We start from the raw sequence: 5,082 nt of genomic DNA, 5'->3' as shown, positions 1-5,082 counted from the left end.
CTTCGCCACCGCTGCCCTACCCGCCAAGCGTGTCCACGCCGCCCACACGAGCCTGAAGAGGTTCCTCGGATGAACCTCATCTCGTTTCTGATCCAGCGTGCCCGCGGCACCTTCCTGCTGGCCATCGTCTTCGGACTGCTCTCCGGCGCCAGCAGCACGGGGCTGATCTCCCTGGTCACCAGCGCGCTGACAGGAGGCGAACTCTCCCGGCGCGCAGGCTTCTGGGGATTCCTCGGGCTGGCTCTGCTCACCATGCTGGCGCGCTTCCTCTCGCAGCACCTGCTCAACCGGCTCCACCACCGCGCGCTCTACGAGGTGCGCACCCGGCTGAGCCGCCAGGTGTTGAGCACCCCGCTGCGGCGGCTCGAGGAGCTGGGCCTGCCGCAGCTCACCAAGGCCTTCACCCAGGATGCCCTCACCGTCAGCTTCACCTTGGGCGGCATCCCTGGGATGATCATCAACCTGACGATCATCGTCGGCTGTCTGCTCTACCTGGCGTGGCTCTCGTGGACCGTCTTCTTCGCCACCCTGGGCTTCATCGTCTGCGCGGGCTTCAGCTACTGGCTGCTGCACAAGAGCGCCTACTCCACCCTCCAGACCAGCCACCAGGTGGAGGGAGTGCTCTTCAAGACCTTCCAGAGCCTGACGGAGGGCATCAAGGAGCTGAAGCTGCACCGCGGCCGGCGCACGGCGCTGATGGGCGAAATGCTCGATCCCAACGCCTCCCGGCTGCTGAACGTCAGCATGAAGTCCTCCACCTTCCTCTCGGCCGCCACGAGCTGGTCCAGCTTCATCTTCTTCCTGCTGATCAGCCTGCTGCTCTTCGTCCTGCCGCAGTACAGAACCGTGAGCCTGGAGACGCTGGTGGGCTACACCATGGTCGTCCTCTACCTCCAGCAGCCGCTGGACAGCCTGGTCAACACGCTGCCGATGATCACCCGGGGCAGCATGTCCCTGGCCGAGATCGATCGGCTCTCGCTGGGCACCGAGCAACTCCAGGAGAAGCTGGAGGCGGCCCCCGCCGAGCCGAGCTCCTTCGAGAAGATCGAGCTGCGCGGGGTGGCCCACACCTACTTCCGCGAGAACGAGGACAGCCGCTTCACGCTGGGGCCCATCCACCTGACGCTCCAGCGCGGAGAGCGCGTCTTCATCATCGGCGGCAACGGCAGCGGGAAGACGACGCTGGTGAAGCTGCTGACGGGCCTGTACACCCCCGAGGAGGGCGAGCTCTTCGTGGACGGGCAGCGAGTCACGGAGGAGAACCGCGACAACTACCGCCAGCACTTCTCAGCGGTGTTCTTCGACTTCTTCCTCTTCGACAGCCTGCTGGGGCTGCCTCGGACGAACCTGGAGGAGAGCGCCAAGGCTCACCTGGAGACGCTGCGGCTGGATCGCAAGGTGCAGTTGCGGCCGGGCGGCGAGCTGTCCACCACCGAGCTGTCCCAGGGCCAGCGCAAGCGCCTGGCGCTGCTCACCAGCTACCTCGAGGATCGCCCCATCTACGTCTTCGACGAGTGGGCGGCGGATCAGGATCCGGTGTTCAAGGACATCTTCTACAACCAGATCCTCGATGACCTGAAGCGCCGCGGGAAGACGGTGGTGGTGATCAGCCATGACAGCCGGTACTTCCGGGTGGCGGACCGCATCGTCCAGCTCGATGACGGCAAGCTGGTGGAGCCGGAGCAGGCTCGGGCCACGGCGAGCTGACGCGGCGCCCCACCCCCGGGCAGCGCGCTACTCCGGCCTCAGGGCGGTGGCGGGATCCACGCGCGTAGCCTGCCGCGCCGGCAGGTAGATGGAGAGCCCCGCCACCGTGGCCAGCCCGAGCACCACGGCGGCGTACGTCCCAGGATCCACGGCGCTCACGTTGAACAGGAGGCTCGAGATCACCCGGGTGAGAGACAGCGCGCCCACCAGTCCCAGGGCCAGGCCACTGCCCACCCAGAGGAAGCCACGCTTGAACACCAGGCCCATCACCTGCTGGGCTGTAGAGCCGATGGCCATGCGAATCCCGAACTCGCGCGTGCGCTGGCTCACCGAGTAACCCATCACCCCGCCGACGCCGACCATGGCCAACGCCATGGACAGGCCGGCGAACAGGGTGAGCAGGACGGCGTAGAAGCGCGGCTGGGCCACCGAGCCCTCCATCCACGCCTCCATCGTCTTCACCTCGCCCAGCGTCAGGGCCGGATCCACCTCGGCCAGGGCCTTGCGCACCAACGGAATGAGGATCACGGGGTCGCTGGCCGACTTGAGCGTGAAGACGAGCCCCGGAACGGGATCATCCTGCTGCGTCACGGGGAGGTACACCTCGGGGATGGCCGGCATGCGCGGTCCCTGCGAGCGGACATCCTTCACCACCCCCACCACCGTGAGGCGGGGAAAAGCGTGCCCCGGCAACTGGGAGAGGATGTCCTCGGGCAGGAAGTGCTCGGGCGGGCCCGTCCACAGCCGCTTGCCGACGGGCTCCTCGTCCGGGAAGAAGGCGCGCGCGGCGGCCTGGTTGAGGAGCACCACCCGCTGGCTGTCCGGGCCGTCCTCGGGGCCGAACGGCCGCCCCTTCATCACCGAGATGCCCAGGCTGCGCAGCAGCTCCCCGGACACCACTCGCACATCCACCAGCGGCACATCCTCCAGCTTCTCGGGCTCTGGGCGGCCCTCCACGCTGCACGGCACCTTCCAGCTGTGCCCATCCATGGGCAGGGGGAAGATGGCTCCGGAGGACTCCACGCTTGGAAACGCGGTGAACCGCTCCTGGAGCTGCTGGGTGAAGGAGCTCACCTGGGCGGGCTTGGAGAACTTCTCGGACGGCAGCGACACGCTGACCGTCAGCACGCGCTCGGCGCTCAGCCCCGGCGACACCTGGATGAGCCGCTGGAAGCTGCGCAGGAGCAGCCCCGCGCCCACCAGCAGCATCACCGTGAGCGCCACCTCGGCCACCACCAGGCTGGCCCGCAGCCGGTTGCCGCTCGGGCTGGAGATGGAGGACTCCCGGATGGCCCCCGCCAGCGCGTCCCCGGACAGCCGCAGCGCCGGCACCAGGCCGAAGATCATTCCGGTGATCACCGCCACGGCCAACGCGAAGGCGCTGACGCGCAAATCCAGGACGACGCCCACCAGCGACAGCTCGTTGGGCGCGAGCGCCAGCAGCCCATCCATCGACACCCACGCCAACACGGTGCCCACGGCGCTGCCCAGCACGGACAGCAGCACGCTCTCGGTGAGCAACTGACGCACCAGCCGCCCCCGGGTGGCGCCCAGCGTGGTGCGGATGGCCATCTCCTTGCGCCGCGCGCCTCCGCGGGCCAGCAGCAGGTTGGCCAGGTTGGCGCAGGCGATCAGGAGCACGAAGGCCACCGAGCCCATGAGCACGAACAGGCCCGTGCTCAGATCCCCCACCCGATACTCGTGCAGCGAGAGCGCCGTGGCGCTCAACCCCGAGTTCTCCGAGTGCTCCTGCTCCAGCCGCCGGGAGATCGTCTCCAGTTCCTTGTTGGCGCGCTCCATCGTGATCCCGGGCCTGAGCCGGCCCAGGATCTCCAGCGAGCGATTGCCTCGCGAGCTCTGAGGCTGCCCCGGCTCGAACGCCAGCGGCACCCAGACGGTGACGTCCGGCCTCGGGAAGTCCACCTCCGGCGGCAGCACTCCCACGATGGTGTGCTCCTGCCCGTCGAGGTTCAGGGACTTGCCCAGCACCGCCGGATCCTTCCCGAAGCGCCGTTTCCAAAGCCCCTGGGAGATCAACACCACGCGGTGCTGGCCGAAGATCTCCTCCTCCGGAAGGAAGCCTCGCCCCAGCGCCGGGTGCACCTTCAGGACCTTCAGCATGTCACCGGCGACGGAGAGCCCTCGCACGCGCTCGGGCACCTCGGCCGTCTGCAGGCTGTGATCACCGGTGCTGTAGGCCGAAATCTCCTCGAACGCCTGGGCCTGCCTGCGAAAGTCTCGGAAGTCCGGCTCGGAGGAGGGAAGCCTCGTCATGTTGCGCGAAGGGCTCGTGGTCCAGACCAGCACCAGCCGATCCGGCTCCGCATACGGCGGCGGCCGCAGCAGCACCCCGTTGACGACCGCGAACATGGCGTTCGTCGCACCCAGGCCGAGCGCCAGCGAGAGGATGGCCGTCAGCGTGAAGCCGGGAGTCCTGCGCAATGCTCGCAGCGCGTGGCGCAGGTCCAGCAAGAGGCTTTCCATTGCTGCGGGTTGTATGACACGGCCGCCAGCACCATCAAGCCGCAACGGGAGTGCGGATCCTGTTCCGCCCGGCACTGCTTGTTCTACATTGGCGGGGCCGCCAAGACCGTGCAGGAGCAGAGCGCCTTGATCGAAAAGAATCTGAAGCCGGAGATGTTCTGGCCCACTCCCACGCTGACCATCCAGCTCGCGGGCGTCGAGGAGCTGAACCGGGGCCTCGCTCGGATCATCAAGGAGAAGGAGAAGGAGATCCTCTCGAAGACGCGGGCCACGCCGGTGGCGGGCGTGAAGATGGGGCTGACGGCCCACTGGCTGGAGTTCAACGTCCTCAACTGGGACTACCCGGAGATAGCCGAGCTGCGCCGGATGGTGCTGGATGGCATCCGCGAGATGTTCAAGCTGGTCGGTGAGGATCCGGACTCGCCGGGGATGCAGATCGCGGGCATCTCGTGCTGGGCGAACGTGCTGCGCTACGGCGAGTTCCTCGAGGTGCACCACCACGATCCGTCCTTCGTCAGCGCGCACTACCAGGTGCAGACGGGGTACGAGGTGGGCAAGCCGCCATCCAAGGACGAGGGCGGGCAGACGGTCTACTTCCGCCCCGGCTTCCTGGATCGCAGCATGGGTGGAAAGGCCGCGGGCCAGACGAGCCCGTGGGACTCGGACTGGAAGATCAGCGTCGAGCCCGTGGAGGGCAAGCTGTTCTACTTCCCCAGCTACGTGCGCCACGAAGTCCGGCCGTACCTGGGCACCCATGAGCGCATCTCCATCGCCATGGACATCTTCGTGAAGAAGCAGGAGGCGCTGATGCACTTCGGCGGGCCGCGCTGGTTCGTGCCGGGCAAGCCGCAGGCGAGCCGCCCTTCGATCAAGCCCCGCTGACCCGGAGAC

The 5,082-nt window shown here is 67.7% G+C and carries 3 protein-coding genes; 2 read left to right on the top strand and 1 reads right to left on the bottom strand.

The features are described 5' to 3' along the window. Positions 1 to 69: 69 nt before the first annotated feature. Positions 70 to 1,707 (top strand): cyclic peptide export ABC transporter, encoded by a 1,638-nt coding sequence (locus KY501_RS08495; RefSeq protein ID WP_224362169.1) that lies wholly within the window; start codon positions 70 to 72, stop codon positions 1,705 to 1,707. A gap of 27 nt (positions 1,708 to 1,734) precedes the next feature. Here the strand turns inward: KY501_RS08495 and KY501_RS08490 are convergent, their stop codons facing one another. After that, on the bottom strand, positions 1,735 to 4,179 hold the full coding sequence (locus KY501_RS08490; protein ID WP_224362168.1) for an ABC transporter permease: 2,445 nt from the start codon (positions 4,177 to 4,179) through the stop codon (positions 1,735 to 1,737). A gap of 138 nt (positions 4,180 to 4,317) precedes the next feature. On the opposite strand from KY501_RS08490, the gene KY501_RS08485 reads away from it, so the two are divergent. Next, a complete protein-coding gene (locus KY501_RS08485) occupies positions 4,318 to 5,073 on the top strand; it encodes a putative 2OG-Fe(II) oxygenase (RefSeq protein ID WP_224362167.1) in 756 nt (251 codons plus the stop codon). Positions 5,074 to 5,082 lie beyond the last annotated feature (9 nt).

Source organism: Hyalangium versicolor (assembly GCF_020103695.1).
Taxonomy (GTDB): domain Bacteria; phylum Myxococcota; class Myxococcia; order Myxococcales; family Myxococcaceae; genus Hyalangium; species Hyalangium versicolor.
Note: the sequence above shows the minus strand (reverse complement) of the source record. Positions and strands in the feature narration are given on the sequence as shown.